We start from the raw sequence: 17,606 nt of genomic DNA, 5'->3' as shown, positions 1-17,606 counted from the left end.
CGACCAACAGTGGCAAGGCGATGAACCGTGCAAGGCAATTCGCAACCTGCCAACGCCCTAGGAACCGAGCACAGCCCCGCGCATTGCCGCCCACCCACTCCGTAGGAGCCCGCTTGCGGGCGATCCCAGGCACCAGCCAAGCCCCCTACCCGCGCCCATATCGCCCCTCATGCAACACGCATAAAAAAACCGCGGCCCTGGGGCCGCGGTTCTCGTCCTGCGCTACAGGCATCAGGCCTTGCCGCGCAGCTTCTCCGGGTTGATCAGGAAACGCGCCAGCGCCGGCAGCAGCCAGATCGCACCGATCATGTTCCAGAGGAACATGAAGGTCAGCATCAGGCCCATGTCGGCCTGGAACTTGATCGCCGAGAAGATCCAGGTGGCCACGCCGATGGCCAGGCAGACGCCGGTGAACAGCACCGCCTTGCCCGTCGACTTGAGCGTCTCGTAGTAGGCCTCCTGCAGCGTCATGCCCTGACGCAGGTAGGTCTCCAGGCGGCTGTAGATGTAGATACCGTAATCCACACCGATACCGACGCCCAGCGCGATCACCGGCAGGGTCGCGACCTTCACGCCGATGCCCATGAAGGCCATCAGCGCGTTGCCCAGCACCGAGGTCAGCACCAGCGGCAGGATCACGCACAGCGTCGCCGCCAGGGAGCGGAAGGTCAGCAGGCACATGATGCTCACGGCCGCGTAGACCGCGATCAGCATGGTGGTCTCGGATGCCGCGATCACCTCGTTGGTGGCGGCCTCGATACCGGCGTTACCGGCGGCCAGCACGACCTGCAGGTCATCGGTGCTGTGCTCTGCAGCGAACGCCTCGGCCGCAGCCACGGCACGCGACAGCGTCTCGGCCTTGTGGTCCTCGAGGAACACCAGTACCGGCGCCACCGAGCAGTCGGCGTTGTACAGGCCTTCGGCACGTGCGATGGAGTTGTTCAGCACATCCTGGTTACGCGACAGGGTTTCCCATTTCAGGTTGCCCTCGTTCATGCCCTTGATCACCTGCTTGGACACGGTGACCATGGAGATGGCCGACTGCACGCCCTGGGTGTTTTCCATCTTCCACATCAGCTCGTCCATGGCGGACAGCGCTTCGTAGGTGGAGCAACGCTCGGTCGCGGTCTTGATCATCACCACCAGCACGTCGGAGCTGGTCGAGTAGTTGCGGATGACGAAGTCGTTGTCCAGGTTGTAGCGCGAATCCGGATGCAGCTCCGGCGCGCCCTGGTCGAGGTCACCGATCTTCAGGTTCTGCCCGTACCAGACGCCACCGGCCAGGGCCACCACGGCAATCACCACGGAAATCGGCGCCACCATCGGGTGCGCGAAGTTGGAGATGGCACGCCACAGCGGATGGTCCTTGGCGGCTTCCTCGCGGCTCTTCTTCACGGCACGGTTGCCGATGCCGATGTAGGAGATCACCACCGGCAGCAGGATCAGGTTGGTCAGGATGATCACCGCCACGCCCATGGACGCACCGATGGCCAGCTCGCGGATCACGCCGATATCGATCAGCAGCAGGGTCACGAAGCCGACGGCATCGGAGAGCAGCGCGACCAGCCCGGGGATGAACAGCTGACGGAAGGCCATGCGCGCTGCGGACAGCGCATCGGTCGCTTCGCCGGAGGCCATGGCGATGCCGTTGATCTTCTGCACCCCGTGCGAGATACCGATGGCGAACACCAGGAACGGCACCAGCATCGAGTAAGGGTCCAGACCGAAGCCCAGCGTGTGCAGCAGGCCAAGCTGCCAGATCACCGCCACCAGGGTGGTGATGACCACCGCCAGCGTGCTCTTGAAGCAGTGGGTGAACCACAGCAGCAGGACGAAGGTGATGCCGATGGCGACGGCGAAGAACAGCGCCACGCCGACCAGGCCGTCGATCAGGTCACCGACCTTCTTGGCGAAACCGATGATGTGCACCTGCACATTGGGGTTCTGCGCCTGGTACTTGTCGCGAATCTTCTCTTCCAGCTCGTGGGAGAACTTCTGGTAGTCCAGCTTGATCAGCTTGCTCTGGTCGGCCGGGTCCGGATAGGACTCGAGCAGAGGAATGTCGACGATGCTGGACTTGAAGTTGTTCGCCACCAGGCGACCGATCTGCCCCGACTTGAGGATGTTGCTGCGCAGCTCCTCGAGGCTGTCGGCGGAACCGTCGTAGGTCTGCGGAATCACCTCGCCACCGGCGAAGCCTTCCTCGGTCACTTCGGTCCAGCGCACGCTGGGGCTCCACAACGACTTGAGGCCGGAACGATCGACGCCGGGAATGTAGAAGGCCTCGTCATGGATCTGCCGCAGCGTCTCCATGTACTCCTTGCTGAAGATGTCGCCTTCGGTGGCTTCCACCGAGATGCGCACCGTGTTGCCCAGGTTGGCCAGGTCGTTACGGTGTTCGAGCATCTTCTGGATGTACGGATGGCCCAGCGGAATCATCTTCTCGAAGCTGGTCTGCGGGCGCACCTGGGCAGCCTGGTAGAACAGGAAGATGCTGATCAGCAGGCAGATCAGGATCACCGCCGGGCGATTGTTGAAGATCAGCCGCTCGAGATAAGAAGCAGGCTTTTGTTGATGCTTGGTCATGCAAAGGCTCCCGGCTTGTTATTGTTGGCCCAGATCGGCGCCGGTCGAAGCGGCGAGGTGAACGCCGCCCTGCCCCACCAGGATCAGGTTGCCGTTATCCAGTGCAGTCACCCCGGCCAGCGAAAGGCGGTCGGGACGGTTCATCAGGCTGAAGCTCTGCCCGTGGTCGGTACTGCGCAGCACGGTGCCGCCGTGGCCCACGACCACGATGCTGCCGTCGCGGAGCAGCGTACCGTCGGCCAGGCCGAACTCCAGCGGGCCATTGTTGGGGGTGTGCAGCGAGATCTGCTGCCAGCTGTCACCGAAATCGGCGGAGCGGAACAGGTGGCCGCGCAGGCCGTAGGCGAGCAAGGTGCCACTCTGGTCGGTACCGAGCACGCCGAACAGCGAGCCCTCGTAGGGCGGCTCTTCGATGCGTTCCCAGGTCTGCCCCCAGTCGGCGGAACGGAACATCTGGCCCAGCTCGCCGACGATGAACAGGCCGGAATCCTTCACCGCGGTGATGGCATTGAGGTGATAGGCATCCTCGTTGTCGAGGCGATCGCTGACGTCTTCCCAGGTCTTGCCGCCGTCGCTGGTTTCCAGCAGCGCACCGTAGGCGCCCACCGCGAAACCGGTCTGCAGGTCCTTGAACCAGACATCCAGCAGCGGCGCCTCGCGCTCGAGGTCTTCGAACTGCTTGGTCCAGGTCAGACCGCCGTCGCTGGTGACGAGAATCTGCGCATCGTGACCGACCGCCCAGCCGTGCTTGGGATCGACGAAGAAGACCGAGGTGAGCATCTGCCGGGTCGGCACCTTGGCCTGCTCCCAGCTCTGCCCCTGGTCTTCGGAATGGAGAATGTGGCCACGGTCGCCGACGGCTACCAGGCGTTCGCCAGTGTTGACGACGTCCTGCAGCAGGCTGTGTACGGCCTTGGCGGACTCGATGGCATAGCCGGCCTCCGCCGCTGTCGACGACGTCTCGGCGTATGCAGGCACGGCGGTGAAAGCCAGAACGGAAAGCACACTGCACAGCGAGAGCGCTTTAGCCAGCGGCGAATGGACACGAAGCGCCGATTTGTGCGCCGTAGTGGGCGTCAGACCGGACTGGGTGCGCCGCATGACGGGCTCACTCATATACCTTCCCCCTTTCTTGTTATAGGCGGTACTGCTCTCAATAGCAGGCCGCCCATCCTAGCGAGCTTAGGAAAGCCCTGACAATTAGCGCGACGTTATGTTTTGTTAAGGCAGAACCCGCGTTATAGAAGCCTATTCGCGAAGCTGATACGAAAAAGGCCGCTACTACTGTAGCGGCCTTGGCGCGAGGCTACACGACTATTATCGCGTGCCGCGACGACGCAGCGCAGCCGGCTTGAAGTAACCGTCGTCCGGAATGGCCTGGCTGAAGTCGATGGTGTTGTTCTCTTCGTTGTCCAGGTTCTGCACGTGGTAACGACGCGCCTGAAGATCGTGGAACACGTCCAGGGCAGACCAGGTGGTCGGCAGGTCGTAGTAGTTCTTCAGGTAGGCGATGGATACGCGCCACAGCTCACCGCGACCGTCGTACTGATCGACCACTGCAGCCTGCCAGCTGTCCTCGTCGAGGAACAGGGTGCGCTTGGAGTAGATGTGACGGGCGCCCGATTTCAGCGTGCCTTCCACCACCCAGACGCGGTGCAGTTCGTTGCGGGTCAGCGCCGGGTTCAGGTGACCGACCTTGAGCAGGTCCTCGTACTTAACCTCAGGGCTGGTGACCTTGTAGTTGTTGTACGGGATGTAGATTTCCTTCTTGCCCACCAGTTTCCAGTCGTAGCGATCCGGAGCACCGTTGAACATGTCGGTATCGTCGGCGGTACGCAGGCCATCGGCGGCAGCGATCGGCGTGTCGTATGCCAGGTTCGGCGCACGACGCACGCGACGCTGACCGGCGTTGTAACCCCAGGCCTGGCGCGGTTCCTTGACCTGATCCAGGGTCTCGTGAACCAGCACCGCACCACCGGCCAGACGCGCCGGGCTGGTGGTGAAGGACAGGTAGTAGAACATGATGTTGTTCAGGTCGGCGAAGGAGCCGTTCTGCACGTAGTACTTGAACATGGCCTCCTGCTGCGAGGTCACCAGCGAGTAGGCACCATTGCGCTGTACCGCCACTTCCGAGGCACGACGCACGATGTAGGTACCACGATAACGGGCGATGTGGTTCCACAGCGCTTCCACGCCGTTCTGCGGAATCGGGAACGGGATGCCGCCATAGGCATCGGAGAAGCCGTTGCCGCCGTCGACCAGCTTGGCGCTGGTGGCGTTCTTGACGGTGTTGTCGTAGACCCACTGCGGCGCCGAGCCGGAGCGACGGGTCTGGTAGACCGGCATCTGGTAGGTTTCCGGGTAGGCCTTGAACATGGCGATCTGACCTGGCGTCAGGTTGGCCTCGTACTGGCTCAGGTTGGCCGCGGTGATGGTGAACAGCGGCTTGTCTTCCGGGAACGGGTCGACGTGATGCTGGCCCGAGCGGGTGTAACCGGCCGGTGCCTTGGTGATGCCACCGGTCCAGGCCGGGATGGTGCCAGCGGCATTGCCGGCTTTCTCGGCACCGAAGGGCGTCAGGGTGTCGCCGAGTTTGGCAGCTTCCTGCGGGGAAACGGCAGCCAGTGCAGAGCCGGCGGAAAACGCCAGCGCAACGGCTACGGCCATCAGCCTGTGCTTGTTCAGCATGGGTAATTCTCCGTGAAGAGTCTGGCCGGGCGCCCACAAGCGCCCGGCGTTTTTCTGGTTATAGGTATTAGAAGGAGTACTTGACGTTCAGACCGATGTTGTCGCGATCACGCGAACCGTTGTTCTGGCCTGCGCCATAGAACTCGGTGTACTGGATCTCGGCTTCCAGGCTGTTGAGGTAGCTGGCGCGCATGCCGACGGTGTACGCCTTGCGACCTTCGATGAAGTTGCCGGTCTGGTGCGAGTTGCCTTCGAAGTCATGCTTGAACACGGCGAACGGCGACAGGTTCACGCCCGCGTAGACGTCGTTCCAGGTACCGGAGAGCACCAGGGTGTAGCCGTAGGCGTTCTTGTTGACCTGATCGTCGCGATCGTAGCCGGAGATGTAGGAGCCGTTACCGCGGCCAGCGTAATAACGCGTGCCATTGCGGGAGTTGTACTGCAGGCTGTCGCCACGCAGGTGCTCGGAAGCCAGCTCGGCCACACCGAACAGCGAGTCGAAGCCGAGAGTCGGACCGAAGTTGTAGATGGTGCCCAGCGAGGTGTTGAATGCCTCGACACGAGTAGAGTTGTGGATCTGGTCACCCAGCTGAACCTGCTGACCACCGATGTTAACCACGCTACCGCCTGCAAGCTGAGGCGCTTGCGTCAGCAGGTCACCGAGCAGGTCGTTGGTAGCAGCGATGCCGATCGGCAGGTTGGGACGGTACGCCAACTCACCGAACACCGAAGCATTACCGACCGTGGTGTTGAAGCTGAGGCCATACATGCGAATGTCCTCGGCGTACTCGCGGCGAGCGTTGACCTGGTTGGCTACGTCAATCGTAGCCAGACCACCAGTAGCACTCGTCACCGCACTGGTCAGCGCATTCGAATACGCCGTGGCCAAAGCAGGATTGAGAGCGGGGTTAGCGACTACTGCCTGCAGCGTGGCAAGTGATACACCTGCTTGAGCGGCAACGGCCTGCTGCACCTGCGGGGTCAATGCTGCTTGTGTCTGAGCGCCAAGTGCTGTGAGGTCGAGCCCGGTGTATGCACCGAGATCCGCGTAAATGGTCGGCTCTTTAGCGTGATAGTTGACGAAGTAGAAACCGAACTCAGTGGAGTTCAGCTCTTCAGCGATATAGCGGAAAGCGACGCCAAACTGGCCATCGTTCTTGGCATTGATATCAGGACCAATGCTCGCCACCTTGATATTGCCGTTGGCATCAACGGTGCGGCCGCCCTGCAAACCACCGACTCCTGCGGCACTCAAGCCGGAATAGAGCCCGGCCAGAGGCACAAGAGCGGTCTGGGTCGAGTAAGCGGTGTTACCACCATCCGCAAACAGGTCGGTTTCGGAGAAATAGGTGCCGACCGGGTCGATAGCGGTTTCTTTCCAGTTCCACTGATAGAAGGCCTCCATCGACAGGTTGTCGGTCAGCCCCAGGTTGAAGCTCAGTGCCTCGACAGGCACCAGCACTTCCTTCACTTCGGAGCCAGGCAGACGGAACTTGGCGGCATCGACCGGGTTGGTGGTGTTGATGCCACCGCGATAGAACAGGCCTTCGCCCCAGTTGAACACCTGCTTACCGAAACGGCCGGAAACCGGCATGTCACCCACATCCCAGTTCCCGTAAACGTAGGCGTCGAGAATCTGCGCATCGCGACCAGCCTTGTGGCGGGTCTCACGAGTGAAGGTGTTGTCGTGCGGATTGGTCTGGCTCGGCTGGACCGGGGAGTTGGCGTCGTAGTAGTCGTTGCGCTTGTCCATGATCTGCGTGTCATAGAACGCGGTACCACGGATGAATACGCCGTAATTCTGGTAGGACGCCTCGAGGTCCGAGGTGATCTTGAACACTTCGGACACCAGGCCAGTATCGAAACTGCGATTACCGTCGTTGGTGTTGATGTCGTCGTTGGTCTTGTCCTGCCCCTGGACACGCCACAGTTGGCCGTAGGAGACGGTGGTATCGATGGAACCGGTGATCTCGTTGTCGGCGAAGCTGAACTCCACCGCCTGAGCCTGAGCGGCTACCAGCAAAGGCAGGACGCCAGCGAACGCAAAGCCGGCCTTGGCCGGGGCAAAACGTAGAACGGGCTTGCGGGACTTAATTTCCATCGAGACTCACTCCGTGGACAGATCATTCTTTTGGGCGATCCCATTTGGCGGGATGCGTTATGCCGTACTGACGACGGCTTGTTTTTTATTCGTGCAGCGTATTCCAGGGACCTTTGCGCAGCTGCGCACGGTCGAATCCTGCTCGACACTGCAACCATGGTGCCAATTCAAACGGGTGTATCAGCGCAGAGCCGCTTGCCAGCGCCTTCGCGCAGTTTCTTTTCGTGACTGATCAGCCACTGACCAGTGCGTCAGCTATTCAGCGTGAAATTGGCGCGCTTTGTCCTACGATCCGACGCTTTATGCCACTCGAGCCCTGGGGACACGAGGTTTTCGGCAACGAGCGACAAGCCGATGTCAAGAGCCATGCAGCCCTAACTTTAGTGTGCGCACGAATAACACGGCACCTGGATATTTCTACGGGTAACAAAAAAGTGTTACCAGCCATCGACTGGTAACACTTTTATTGAAGCCAACCCGCCTTAGGCCAGGCTTTTGCTCACCACTTCGTAAACGTCGCTGGACAGCTCACCGCTGGCCAGGATGCGCTCCAGCTCGGCCTTCATCTGCGCCTGACGTGCAGGCGCGTACTTGCGCCAGCGGGTCAGCGGCGCCAGCAGGCGCGAGGCGATCTGAGGGTTGAGCGCGTTGAGGGTGATCACCTGATCGGCGAGAAAGCGATAGCCCGAGCCATCGGCCTGGTGAAAGTTGATCAGGTTCTGGTTGGCGAAGGCACCGATCAGGGCGCGCACCTTGTTCGGGTTCTTCAGGGTAAAGGCCTCGTGCTGCATCAGCGCATGCACGCGCTCCAGGCCACCAGGCAGCGGGCTGCCGGCCTGCACGCTGAACCACTGGTCCATGACCAGTGCGTCGTCCTTGAAGAAGTCGGCGAACATCGCCAGGGCCTTGCTGCGCTCGGCCTCGAACGGCGAGTTGACCAGCACCGCCAGCGCCGCCAGGCGCTCGGTCATGTTGTCGGCGTTCTCGAACTGCTCGACACAGGCGGCCAGCACCTCGGCCTGCTGGCTGAGCATCAGGTAAGACAGGGCGATGTTCTGCAGGCTGCGCCGGGCAAAATGCGCCGCCTCGGCCACGTAGGGCGTCGCCCTGGAGACGTCGCGGTTGGCCTGGTAGCGCGCCAGCAGCGGCGCGTACAGGGCATCGGCCAGCTGCAGGCGGGCGAACTCGCGCGCCTCGTGAATGGCCTCGACATCGGCCACGTCACTGATCTCGGTGAGATAGGCCTCGCCAGGCAGCGAGAGCATCTCGGCGACCATCGCCTGATCCAGCGACTCGTCCAGCAGTAATGTACGCAGCGCCTCCACCAGGCGCTGATCGAGCGCCAGCTCTTCGCCGCGCTGGTACTGGCCGATCAACTCCTGCAGCACCTGCACGGACAACTGCTGGCCGGCTTCCCAGCGATTGAAACCGTCGCTGTCGTGCTGCATGAGGAACATCAGCTGGTCGCGGCTGTAGGGGAAGCTGAGCTTGACCGGCGCACTGAAACCACGCAGCAGCGACGGCAGTGGCTGTTCGGCGATGCCCTCGAAGGTGAAGGTCTGCTCGGCTTCGGTGATCGACAGCACGCGGCCAGTACCGCTGGCGGTGACCTCGCCCTGCAGACGCAGCGGCAGCTCGTTGCCCTGGGCGTCGAGCAGGCCGAGCGCAAGCGGAATCACGAACGGCAGCTTCTCGCTCTGCCCCGGAGTGGGCGGGCAGCTCTGGCGGAAGGTCAGGCTGTAGGTCTGCGCGGACGCATCATAGGCCTCGCTGACCTGCAGGCGCGGCGTACCGGCCTGGGTGTACCAGCGCTTGAACTGGGTCAGGTCGATGCCACTGGCATCCTCCATGGCCTTGACGAAGTCGTCGCAGGTCACCGCCTGGCCATCATGGCGTTCGAAGTACAGGTCCGAGCCCTTGCGGAACAGCTCGGGGCCAAGCAGGGTGTGGATCATGCGCAGAACTTCCGAACCCTTCTCGTAGATGGTCAGGGTGTAGAAGTTGGAGATCTCCATGTACGCATCCGGGCGCACTGGGTGAGCCATGGGACCGGCATCCTCAGCGAACTGGTGGGTGCGCAGGTAGGCCACGTCCTCGATGCGCTTGACCGTGCGCGAGTGGGTGTCGGCAGAGAACTCGCTGTCGCGGAACACGGTAAAGCCTTCCTTGAGCGACAGCTGGAACCAGTCGCGGCAGGTCACGCGGTTGCCCGACCAGTTGTGGAAGTACTCGTGCGCCACCACCGCCTCGACGCGCTGGTGCGCGGCATCGGTGGCGGTCTCGGCCTTGGCCAGCACGCAGCTGGAGTTGAAGATGTTGAGGCCCTTGTTCTCCATGGCGCCCATGTTGAAATCGTTGACCGCGACGATCATGAAGATGTCCAGGTCGTACTCGCGGCCGTAGACCTCCTCGTCCCACTTCATCGAGCGCTTGAGGCTGTCCATGGCGTGCTGCACCTTGTCGATGTTCTCCGGTTCGACATAGATGCGCAGCGCCACCTCGCGACTGCTCATGGTGGTGAAGCTGTCCTCGACGCACCACAGGTCGCCGGCGACCAGGGCGAACAGGTAGGCCGGTTTCTTGAACGGGTCTTCCCAGGTCGCCCAGTGGCGACCGCCCTCTTCGCTGCCGCTCGCCACCGGGTTGCCGTTGGACAGCAGCACCGGGTAGGCATGCTGCTCGGCGCTGACCGTGGTGGTGAACTTGCTCATCACGTCAGGACGATCGAGGTAGAAGGTGATCTTGCGGAAACCCTCGGCCTCGCACTGGGTGCAGAACATCGTGCCGGACTTGTACAGGCCTTCCAGCGCGGTGTTGCTCTCCGGGTGAATGCGCACGCTGCTGTCGACCACGAAGCGTTCCTGGGTCGGCTGCAGGGTCAGGTGGCTGGCGGTCAGGCTGTAGTCACCCTCGCCCAGCTCGCGATCATCCAGTTTCAGCTCGAGCAGCTCCAGCTGCTGGCCATCGAGCACCAGCGGCGGCAGGCCGGCACCGGCCTCGGGGTTGCGGCGCATGATCAGCTGCGCATGCACCAGGCTGTGATCCTCGAACAACTCGAAGGTCAGGTGCGTCTCGTCGATCAGGTAATCCGGTACCTGATAGTCCTTGAGGTAGATCGTCTTGGATTGTTCGGTGCGCATGGCGAAGCCTCTTCGAGGCAGCTGCGAGCTTCAAGCCGCAAGCTGCAAGTGGGGTTGTCGTCAGCTTGCAGCTTGTGGCGTGCAGCTTATGGCTAGTTGGTAGGCGGTGTACTTGCGGATATTGATCACGCCGGTGTCGAACATCAGGTACTGGCCCTTGATGCCGAGCAGGGTACCTTCGGCCAGGGGCTGCTTGTCCAGGTTGAAGCTGGTGATCTTGGCCGGGTAGGCCTCGATGGGATAGCGAATGTCCAGTACCTCGGCGGCTGTGAGCGGCTGGATGGCCTGCAGGCCGAAGCGTTGCTGCAGATCGGCGATACCTGCGCCATAGCTGTCGAACAGTTGCTCGCGAATCGCCAGCAGGTCGACCGGTACGGCGTCGCCCTTGAGCAACGCGCGCCAGTTGGTCTTGTCCGCCACCTGGCTGCGCAGCAGGTCCTCGACGAAGCCCGACTGCTGCCGAGTGGCCACACGCAGGATCGGCAGCGCCTGGGTCGCCCCCTGGTCGATCCAGCGCGTCGGAACCTGGCTGGCACGGGTAATGCCGACCTTCACCCCGCTGGAGTTCGCCAGGTAGACGACATGGTCGGTCATGCAGAACTGCTCGCCCCAACTCGGCTCGCGGCAGGTGCCGGCGTCGTAGTGGCACTTCTCCGGGCTCATGATGCAGATGTCGCACTGCGCCAGCTTCTGCATGCAGGGGTAGCAGTAACCCTGGCTGAAACTGGTCTTGGTCTTGCGCCCGCAATGCGTGCAGTGGATGGCGCCGAGGTACTCCAGGCGCAGGTGCTTGCCCACCAGCGGATTGACCGGCACCTCCTCGTCGCCGAGGCGAAAGGCGTATTGCACCGGCGCGTCGAGGTGCGCCTTCATCTTGCTCAGCGAGCCACGTCCTAACTCGGTCATCAGTGCAAGGTATCCGACGACTTGAACAGCAGGTTGGGGACCGGCTCGGACTTGGACTTGCACTCCTGCGGGCCCATGTAGCCGGTGCGCTCTTCTTCCGGCAGGTTGTTCATTTCCCAGGCGATCATCGCCTGCAGGCTGAGTTCCTTCTGCTCCTGGGTCAGCTTGCGGCCGTCCGGCCACTTGCCGATCTCCACGGCCAGCTTGAGGCTCTCGTAGATTTCCGGGGTGATGTTGTCGATGGCTTCGAGGAAGGACGACATAGAGCTCTCCAATGAATCGTAGGGCGGGTGAAAACCGCCAAAATACTGTTCTGGCGGATTGCACCCGCCCTACAGGTCGAAAATCGAATCAGGCGCTTCGTCTGGCCAGCATACCGCCAAGCAGCCCGGTCAGGCAGCCGGTCAGCAGGCCACCGACATGCGCGGCGTTGGCAATGGCGCCGAATTGCAGCAGCTCGAAGATGCCGGTCATGCAGATCAGCAGCCACACCAGCATCATCACCAGCACGCCTGGCGGCAGACGATACGCCGCGTTCGGCGCCAGGCGCTGGTAGATCCAGCAATGCCCGAGCAGGCCGTAGAGCACGCCGGACAGGCCGCCGAACAGTGACGGGCCGGCCCACGCGTACTGCGCGAAGTTGGAGGCCAGGCCGAACAGCAGAGTCAGGCCGAACAGGCCGATGGCGCCCTGGCGAAACTCGATGCGCCGGCCCAGCTCCCAGTACCACAGGCTGTTCATCGCCAGGTGCAGCCAGCCGAAATGGATCAGCATCGGCGTGATCAGGCGCCACCACTGACCGCTCTCCAGGGTCGCATCCAGGTAGTTGAGGTAGATGTTGTCGCCGTCGAGACGAAAATCGACGAAGCTCAGCCAGGAAATGGCCGCATAGTTCTCGCCCGCCAGGGTCACGGCGAAGACGATGAAGGTCACCAGCAGCATCAGCGCCGTCACCGGACTGCGCCGCAACTGGCTGAAAAAACCTTCCTGCACAGGCGGCAAGGCCGGCGCCGACTCGCCGCCATCCCCCTGCGGGTAGCGCGCATAGAGCTCGCGCACCTGCTCGGCCAGCGCTTCGCCGGGCACCCAGAGCACCTGCTCGCCGCCCTCCTCCGCGACCCGATGCGGCACTCGCAGGCGCTGCAACAAGGCCACGAAACCACTCAGGTCGTTATCCAGCGGCAAGCGCAGTACAGCTACGGCGGTCATCGAGGAGCCTCCTGCGGGTCGACATCGACCCAGACGAACTTGCCCGCATCCAGCCGCGTTTCCTGATCGAGGCGATAGGCGACCAGGCGCCCGCCGACCACCGCGCTGTAGTCCAGGCAGGCCAGGTTGGCGCGGATCGGTGCCGGTTTGCCACGCCGCCAGTAGTGACCGACGAACAGCAACGGCTCATGCGCGCCGTACCTGAGCAGCTCGTCCTTCTGCAGCTCGGTCAGCGGCGTCTGTGCCGCCAGCTCGGGCAGGGCATCGGGCTGGAAGACGATATCGCCGTAGGTCTGCGGATTCTCTTCCCAGAACTTGGTGCGGAAGTAGGAGCGCGTGAAACCGTCGCCACTGGTCAGCGTCAGACCGTGCGGCAGGCGCATGTCGGTACCCCGCAGCAGGCGGTCGAGCGCCATGTTGGCGAAGCTGCCAGGCACGGCAGCGGCCTGGAGGAAATGCTCGTCGATGCAGCCGTCGGGAAACTGCGCCTTGAGCGGCGTGATCAGCTCGGCATCCCAGCAGGCGTGCACGACACGGAAGCGCCCGGCATCGATGAACAGCGGCATCTCGTAGAACCAGCGCAGGAACTCGCGCCACTCCTGCGGATGCCCCTCGAACTGCGCCAGGGTCTCGCGCATCAGCCGCTGGTGCCGCGGGCTGTGTTCGCGCACGTACTGGCGACCACTGCCAGGCGGTGCCGGGGTGCTCCAGCCCAGCGCGTTGAATTCGTGGTTGCCCATGATGCACAGGGCCTGGCCGGCACGCACCATGTCATGCACCAGGTGCAGGACCTCACGAATGCCGGGGCCGCGATCGACCAGGTCACCCAGGAAGATCGCCATGCGCAGAGGATGCCGCCATACGCCATCCTGGCGGCTGTAGCCCAGGCGTTCGAGCAGACGTTCGAGGGTACGCGCACAACCGTGGATATCACCGATCAGGTCATAGCCACGATGAGGGTCGAGGGACATTCAGTCCTGTCCTCCCAGGCGACTGCCCCAACCCAGCTTGGTCCGGCAGACCTCGTAGTAGTTGTGATCCAGCGGATGGATCAGGCGCAGCTTCTGCGCCTTCTTGGCCACGTGCAGGGTGTCGCCCGGGGCACAGGTGAAGTGGTTCTGGCCGTCGCAGGACACCTGCGGGTAGATGGTCATGTCCGCCGACACCACCACCTTCAGCTCGCTGTTGCCATCCACCACGATGGGCCGGCTGGACAGCGTGTGCGGGTACATCGGCACCACCACGATGGCGTCGAGCTTGGGATGCATGATCGGCCCGCCAGCGGACAGTGCATAGGCGGTCGAGCCGGTGGGCGTGGCGACGATCAGCCCGTCCGCCTTCTGGCTGCAGACGAACTGGCCATCGATGAAGAGTTCGAACTCGATCATTCGCGTCGACTTGCCGGGGTGCAGCACCACATCGTTGAGCGCATCGCCCTGGCCGATGGCTTCGCCCTGGCGGCGTACCTCGGCCTCGAGCAGGAAGCGGTTTTCAGTCAGGTATTGCCCTTCGAGTACCTGCGCCACCTTGAGTTCAAGCTCGTCGGGGCGGATGTCGGTGAGAAAGCCCAGGCTGCCGCGGTTGATCCCCAGCACCGGCACCTTGTGTCGCGCCAGCGCCCGCGCCGCGCCCAGCATGCTGCCGTCGCCGCCGACGACGATCACCAGGTCGCAGACTTCGCCAAGCATCTTGCGCGACGAGGTCTGCAGGCCGTGGCCGGGCAGCAGGTCGGCGATGGTGTCCTCGAGGATCACATGCAGGTGGCGGTCGATGAGGAAGCGCTTGAGCCGGCGAACGGTCTCCAGCACCCGCGTGCTACCCAGGCGCCCGATGATGCCGACATTGCGAAATTGCTCCATGGGACTCCCGCCAGACAGATAAGAAACGAACGAGGATTATCGGCCAAAGGCGCGGTATGCGGCAAACCGGGGCTATGCTCTGCCCATGACCGCTCACGACTTGCTGCACGCTCTGCTGCAGAGACTGCGCACCCCGGCGGTGCGCGACCTCGCCTGGACCCTGCTCTCGCCCCCCTTGCTGGGGCAGACCACGAAACCCCAGCGCCACCCGCTGCAGGCCAGCGCATGGCGCCATACCCCGGAGTTGCTCGAGAACTGGCTGAGCGGGCTGGACAGCGCCCCGGATGCGCTGCATGCCTGGCTGCTGGCGAAACCGGCCAGGCGCCTCGGCCTGTACTACGAACGCCTGTGGCAATTCGCCCTGCACGCCGCCGACGACGTCGAGGTGGTCGCGGCCAACCTGCCGATACGCCAGAACGGCCAGACCCTGGGCGAGCTGGACCTGCTGCTGCGCGACGCCGAAGGCGAGCACCATCTGGAGCTGGCGGTGAAGTTCTACCTGGGCCCGCTGGCGGGCGACGGCAACGATGCCGGCCTCTGGCTCGGCCCCGGCAGCCACGACCGGCTCGACCTGAAACTGAATCATCTCGCCCAGCATCAACTGCCGCTGTCGTCCCGGCGCGAGGCGCGTGGCGACCTCAACGAGCTGCGTCTGAGCGACACCCGATCGTCCTTCTGGCTCGCCGGCTACCTGTTCTACCCCTGGCCGACCGGCTGCGATTCACCGCGCGGCGCCTTGCCGGCGCACTGGCGAGGGCACTGGCTGCGGCAACGTGACTGGGCAGCATTCTCCGCCCGGCAAGCGCAGGCGCACTGGCAACCCCTGCCACGCCTGTCCTGGCTGGCGCCGGCGCTGATTGACGGCGAGGAACGCTGGTCGCGCGAGACGTTCGTGCACTGGCTGGAGGGCCTGTCCTCCCGCTCCCAGCTGCTGGTGCGACTGGAAGAGGATCAGGCCGGTGACTGGCGAGAGGTCGAGCGGCTCTTCCTGGTCAGCGATCAATGGCCAACCTGAGGGCGCAGCACGTCGGAAGCAGCTCCGCTCAGCGGCTGCGTTCGGTACGCCCACCGGAACGCGCCAGATAGCCCGAACCGCTCTCGCACAGCAACGCGCCACGCTGCACGGCCGGCAAGGCATCCAGCCCGTCACGCAGGGCGTAGACGCTGTAACCGAGCTGCGAGAGCAGGAACACCGCGCTGCTGCTGCGCTTGCCGCTGTCGCAGTAGCACAGGTAGGTGCGCGACTTGTCCAGCAGGCGCGCCTTCAGCCGCAACAGCTGCAGCGGCATGTGCAGGGCCTGCGGCGCATGAGCCTTCTCGTACTCTTCCAGCAGGCGCACGTCCAGCCATTGCGCGCCATGGCTGAGCAGGCGCGACGCCTCGCCCAGCGACACCTCGGCGACGACCGGCGCCTTGAGCAGGGCGAAGAAATCCTGGCGATCCAGCCGCAGCACGCTGCCGCGCTCGACCATGGTCACCGTGGCATTGCGCGGCCGGTCGGCCAGCAGCGCTTCCTCGCCGAAGCAGGCACCGACGTCCAGCTCCGCCAGCACCTGACGATCGCTGCCGGCGCTGCGGATCACTTCGGCACGGCCGCTTTCCAGGAAGAAGCAGCAGTCCCCGGCCGCGCCTTCCTGCAGCACCTGGCTACCCGCCTCAAACTCGACCCGTTGCAGACGGGCAAGCATGCTCTGCACGTTGGCCGGCGGCACCTTGGCGAACAACGGGTTCTCCAGCAGGCGCTCCAGCCACTCGATATCGGCCCCGCGCTGCTGCAAGGCCAGCAGCAGATCCTGGTAGGCCAGACGCCAGGTCAGCAGACGGTCCAGCGTGGCGCTGTCGATCATCAGCACACTGGCATCCGTCAGCGCCCGGGCCTCGTGCAGACGCGGCAGACTGGGTGACAGGGGATGACAGCTGACCTCGCTGCCGGCGCTCACGGACTGGACATGCCCCTCGGCATCCTGCAGCTGCAGCTCACCCGCCAGCAGGTAGCAGGTCAGCCGCGCCTGGTCGCCCAGGCGAAACAACGGCTGGCCGGCCAGCAGTGGCTGAGGCACCAGCTGGCTGCGCAACTCGCGCCACTGCTGCTCGGACAGCACATTGAGGGGCGTCAGGCTGCGCAGTTGCTCGGGAGTAAGGGGTTCGCTCATGAAGTAATCCAGGCTCCGCTGGTCAGCCCTGAGTGTAGTCGGTGTTCGTGCCCATCAGGGCTCGGCGCCCCTGCAGGCCGCCAGTATGAATGAAGATCAGCCGCGTGCCGCGCACAAGTTGCCCGTTCGCGCAAAAATCACGCAAGGCCATCAGCGCCTTGCCGGTATACAGCGGATCCAGCGGCAGGCCGGCGGCCTGCTCGGTCTCCAGAATGAACTGACGCAACGCCTGATCGAAACGCGCAAAGCCGCCGCGCGCGGCATCGATGAACTGCTGGCGCGCGCCACTGACGCCCGCCTGCCCCAGCAACGCGGCGACCTGGGCAGCCACGCCATGGCTGGCAGGTACCGCCAATGCGCCGAACACGGAGCGGCGGCTATCACCGAGCAGCAGGCCCGCCAGCGTGGTACCGGTCCCGGCGGCCAGCCACCAGGCATCGAAGTCCGGCCAATCGAGATCCGCCAGCTGCGCTTGCGCCATCGCCACCAGGCCGCGGCAACCTTCGGCGCCCGGCAGCCCCAGGCCGCCCTCGCCAACCGCCTGGAACCCCGGGTAGCGCGCCAGCCACGGTTGCCAGAAATCGGCCTGGTGGCGTGCGCGATAGCCGCCATAACCCAGCCAGTGCAACTGCATGCCCAGCGCCTGCAGATCATCCACCGTCGGCGTGCGCTGCGCTTCGCCGCGTAACAGGCCGACCGTGGCGAAACCGAAGCGCTGGCCAGCCGCGGCCAAGGCATGCAGGTGGTTGGAATGGGCGCCACCCAGGCTGATCAGGCCCTGCGCGCCGTCAGCGGCGGCCTGCTGCAGGTAGGGCGAGAGCTTGAACCACTTGTTGCCGGACAGCAGCGGGTCGATGAGGTCCAGCCGCAGGCAGGCCAGCTCGACGCCAGCGGCATCGAGCCAGTCGAGATGAATGCGTTGCAGGGGCGCCTGTGGGCGCCAGTCGGGAACGCGTATCGCCAA

General features: G+C 63.8%; 13 protein-coding genes. 1 reads left to right on the top strand and 12 read right to left on the bottom strand.

The window, feature by feature from the left end; genetic code table 11:
- Nucleotides 1-231 precede the first annotated feature (231 nt).
- From EPK82_RS00350 to EPK82_RS00305, 10 genes are all read right to left on the bottom strand, one after another.
- Nucleotides 232-2,586, bottom strand: coding sequence for an efflux RND transporter permease subunit (locus EPK82_RS00350; RefSeq protein ID WP_047586334.1), 2,355 nt, complete (start codon nucleotides 2,584-2,586; stop codon nucleotides 232-234).
- A gap of 18 nt (nucleotides 2,587-2,604) precedes the next feature.
- On the bottom strand, nucleotides 2,605-3,702 hold the full coding sequence (locus EPK82_RS00345; RefSeq protein ID WP_394346176.1) for a WD40/YVTN/BNR-like repeat-containing protein: 1,098 nt from the start codon (nucleotides 3,700-3,702) through the stop codon (nucleotides 2,605-2,607).
- 201 nt (nucleotides 3,703-3,903) lie between these two features.
- The gene (locus EPK82_RS00340; RefSeq protein ID WP_037056239.1) at nucleotides 3,904-5,274 is read right to left on the bottom strand and encodes a DUF1329 domain-containing protein; all 1,371 of its coding nucleotides are present in this window, start codon (nucleotides 5,272-5,274) and stop codon (nucleotides 3,904-3,906) included.
- A 67-nt stretch (nucleotides 5,275-5,341) separates the two neighbouring features.
- The gene (locus EPK82_RS00335; protein ID WP_134675453.1) at nucleotides 5,342-7,375 is read right to left on the bottom strand and encodes a DUF1302 domain-containing protein; all 2,034 of its coding nucleotides are present in this window, start codon (nucleotides 7,373-7,375) and stop codon (nucleotides 5,342-5,344) included.
- Between the two features lie 482 nt (nucleotides 7,376-7,857).
- Nucleotides 7,858-10,515 carry an aminopeptidase N gene (gene pepN / locus EPK82_RS00330; protein WP_134675452.1) on the bottom strand — a complete coding sequence of 886 codons (2,658 nt, stop codon included), beginning with the start codon at nucleotides 10,513-10,515 and terminating at the stop codon, nucleotides 7,858-7,860.
- 60 nt (nucleotides 10,516-10,575) lie between these two features.
- Nucleotides 10,576-11,421 (bottom strand): DUF2797 domain-containing protein, encoded by an 846-nt coding sequence (locus EPK82_RS00325; RefSeq protein ID WP_134675451.1) that lies wholly within the window; start codon nucleotides 11,419-11,421, stop codon nucleotides 10,576-10,578.
- Nucleotides 11,421-11,684 carry a YeaC family protein gene (locus EPK82_RS00320; protein ID WP_037056249.1) on the bottom strand — a complete coding sequence of 88 codons (264 nt, stop codon included), beginning with the start codon at nucleotides 11,682-11,684 and terminating at the stop codon, nucleotides 11,421-11,423. The genes EPK82_RS00325 and EPK82_RS00320 overlap by 1 nt, the downstream gene beginning before the upstream one ends.
- An 88-nt stretch (nucleotides 11,685-11,772) precedes the next feature.
- Entirely contained in the window at nucleotides 11,773-12,630 is an 858-nt protein-coding gene (locus tag EPK82_RS00315; RefSeq protein WP_037056251.1) for a rhomboid family intramembrane serine protease, read from the bottom strand.
- On the bottom strand, nucleotides 12,627-13,601 hold the full coding sequence (locus tag EPK82_RS00310; RefSeq protein WP_037056252.1) for a metallophosphoesterase: 975 nt from the start codon (nucleotides 13,599-13,601) through the stop codon (nucleotides 12,627-12,629). The genes EPK82_RS00315 and EPK82_RS00310 overlap by 4 nt, the downstream gene beginning before the upstream one ends.
- Complete coding sequence (locus tag EPK82_RS00305) at nucleotides 13,602-14,489, bottom strand: NAD(+) kinase (protein WP_037056253.1); 888 nt, start codon at nucleotides 14,487-14,489, stop codon at nucleotides 13,602-13,604.
- An 85-nt stretch (nucleotides 14,490-14,574) separates the two neighbouring features.
- Between EPK82_RS00305 and EPK82_RS00300 the strand changes: the two genes are divergently transcribed.
- Nucleotides 14,575-15,504 (top strand): DUF1853 family protein, encoded by a 930-nt coding sequence (locus tag EPK82_RS00300; RefSeq protein WP_134675450.1) that lies wholly within the window; start codon nucleotides 14,575-14,577, stop codon nucleotides 15,502-15,504.
- 28 nt (nucleotides 15,505-15,532) lie between these two features.
- Here EPK82_RS00300 and EPK82_RS00295 read toward each other — a convergent pair whose 3' ends face one another.
- Together EPK82_RS00295 and EPK82_RS00290 are read right to left on the bottom strand one after the other, a co-directional pair.
- Nucleotides 15,533-16,642, bottom strand: coding sequence for a cyclic nucleotide-binding domain-containing protein (locus EPK82_RS00295; RefSeq protein ID WP_037056255.1), 1,110 nt, complete (start codon nucleotides 16,640-16,642; stop codon nucleotides 15,533-15,535).
- A 22-nt stretch (nucleotides 16,643-16,664) separates the two neighbouring features.
- Nucleotides 16,665-17,606: a 1-aminocyclopropane-1-carboxylate deaminase/D-cysteine desulfhydrase gene (locus EPK82_RS00290; protein WP_134675449.1), complete on the bottom strand. Its 942-nt coding sequence runs from the start codon at nucleotides 17,604-17,606 to the stop codon at nucleotides 16,665-16,667.

The sequence above is a fragment of the Ectopseudomonas khazarica genome (assembly GCF_004521985.1).
Taxonomy (GTDB): domain Bacteria; phylum Pseudomonadota; class Gammaproteobacteria; order Pseudomonadales; family Pseudomonadaceae; genus Aquipseudomonas; species Aquipseudomonas khazarica.
Note: the sequence above shows the minus strand (reverse complement) of the source record. Positions and strands in the feature narration are given on the sequence as shown.

Bases quoted from the DNA above. Each gene is read 5' to 3' on its own strand.
- EPK82_RS00315 (WP_037056251.1), bottom strand. From the start codon at position 12,630: ATGACCGCCGTAGCTGTACTGCGCTTGCCGCTGGATAACGACCTGAGT.
- EPK82_RS00320 (WP_037056249.1), bottom strand. From the start codon at position 11,684: ATGTCGTCCTTCCTCGAAGCCATCGACAACATCACCCCGGAAATCTAC.
- EPK82_RS00335 (WP_134675453.1), bottom strand. From the start codon at position 7,375: ATGGAAATTAAGTCCCGCAAGCCCGTTCTACGTTTTGCCCCGGCCAAG.
- EPK82_RS00300 (WP_134675450.1), top strand. From the start codon at position 14,575: ATGACCGCTCACGACTTGCTGCACGCTCTGCTGCAGAGACTGCGCACC.
- EPK82_RS00340 (WP_037056239.1), bottom strand. From the start codon at position 5,274: ATGCTGAACAAGCACAGGCTGATGGCCGTAGCCGTTGCGCTGGCGTTT.
- EPK82_RS00325 (WP_134675451.1), bottom strand. From the start codon at position 11,421: ATGACCGAGTTAGGACGTGGCTCGCTGAGCAAGATGAAGGCGCACCTC.
- EPK82_RS00350 (WP_047586334.1), bottom strand. From the start codon at position 2,586: ATGACCAAGCATCAACAAAAGCCTGCTTCTTATCTCGAGCGGCTGATC.
- EPK82_RS00305 (WP_037056253.1), bottom strand. From the start codon at position 14,489: ATGGAGCAATTTCGCAATGTCGGCATCATCGGGCGCCTGGGTAGCACG.
- pepN (WP_134675452.1), bottom strand. From the start codon at position 10,515: ATGCGCACCGAACAATCCAAGACGATCTACCTCAAGGACTATCAGGTA.
- EPK82_RS00345 (WP_394346176.1), bottom strand. From the start codon at position 3,702: ATGAGTGAGCCCGTCATGCGGCGCACCCAGTCCGGTCTGACGCCCACT.
- EPK82_RS00295 (WP_037056255.1), bottom strand. From the start codon at position 16,642: ATGAGCGAACCCCTTACTCCCGAGCAACTGCGCAGCCTGACGCCCCTC.
- EPK82_RS00310 (WP_037056252.1), bottom strand. From the start codon at position 13,601: ATGTCCCTCGACCCTCATCGTGGCTATGACCTGATCGGTGATATCCAC.